The following is a 1351-nucleotide window of genomic DNA, read 5'->3' on the forward strand; positions in this document are numbered from 1 at the left end:
TAAAGTGGACCCATCAGTCAAGACACTTTGCCGGGTAATTTAAGCTGCGTCCATTTCCAACTCAACAGCTGCTCGGCGCTGCCCCGTAGTACCTTCGTTTTCCGGCTCATCACCGCTGTCGCCGAATTTGTCGACGATGATTGCGCCGCCACCGATGCCTGATTTGTAGACCCGATCCGGCGTTTCATATCCCAATGCCTGATGCGGGCGCGCTGCGTTGTAGAACGCAAAATACTGCGCCAGACCTACCGTCAGCTCCGCCATGTTGGCGTACCCTTTCAGGTACACGTCTTCATACTTCACGTTGCGCCACAGGCGCTCCACGAAGATGTTGTCCAGAGCCCGCCCGCGACCGTCCATGCTAATCGCCACGCCTTCGCGTTTCAGCACGTCGGTGAAAGCCGTGCTGGTGAACTGTGAGCCCTGGTCACTGTTGAACACCTCCGGTTTCCCGTGGTTGCGCAGCGCGTCCTCCAGGCAGTCCACGCAGAACGACGCGTCCATGCTGTTGCTGATGCGCCAGGACAGCACCTTGCGGCTATACCAATCGATTACGGCCACCAGGTAGGCGAAGCCCCGCGCCAGTCGAATGTACGTCAGATCTGTACTCCACACCTGGTTTGGCCGCGTGACCGCCACGCCGCGCAGCAAATACGGGTAGACCTTGTGCTCTGGATGCGGCTTGCTCGTCGCCGGCCCCGGCGCCATCCCCGCCAAACCCATCTCGCGCATCAGGCGCTGCACGCGCTTGCGATTGATGGTGAGGCCACGCCTACGCAGGAAGACCACCATGCGCCGGCTGCCATAGAACGGCCGGTTGGTGTACTCCTCGTCGATCAGGGCGCGCAGCTCGACATCCTCCTCATCCAGGCATTGCTGGCGCGCTGCCGCTTCCATCCGCCGATAAACCGAAGAGCGCGGAATGCTTGCCAGCTCGCACTGCATCGTCAGCGGCACTTCGTCATCCCGCTCGATCCACTGTGCCCGCTCCGCCGGGCTCATTCCCCGAGCTTTTTTTTGAGCCAATCTACCTGCATCTTCAGCTTGCCGATCTCGCTGTACAGCTTGTCCTCGGGGCTGCTTTCATCAACTGGCTTGGGGCCGCGCTTGACGTCGAACAGAGCGCCGGCGTTCTCCAGGATCTCCTTCTTCCACTGACCGACCAGTACCGGGTGCACGCCGTATTCTTGCGCGATCTCGGTCACCGTTTTGACTCCTCGCACTGCCTCCAAGCCCACCTTGGCCTTGAATTCCGCCGTATGCACCCTGCGTTTTTTGCCTTCACTCATTTGCTATCATCCTTTCGCGGACGACAGCTTAAACCACCGTCTCAAATTCGGGGGCCACTATA

1 protein-coding gene is annotated in these 1351 nt (G+C 59.8%); it reads right to left on the bottom strand.

Annotation, left to right across the window (positions count from 1 at the left end; all coding sequences use genetic code 11):
- Positions 1–39: 39 nt before the first annotated feature.
- Positions 40–1289 (bottom strand): IS3 family transposase gene (locus tag BM269_RS28920; RefSeq protein ID WP_229204842.1). Its coding sequence is split into 2 segments (ribosomal slippage): positions 40–1004 and positions 1004–1289, totalling 1251 coding nucleotides; the frame shifts between segments, so codons are not numbered across the junction.
- Positions 1290–1351: the final 62 nt, after the last annotated feature.

This window comes from Duganella sp. CF458 (assembly GCF_900113115.1).
In the GTDB taxonomy this organism is placed as follows: Bacteria; Pseudomonadota; Gammaproteobacteria; order Burkholderiales; family Burkholderiaceae_D; genus Rugamonas.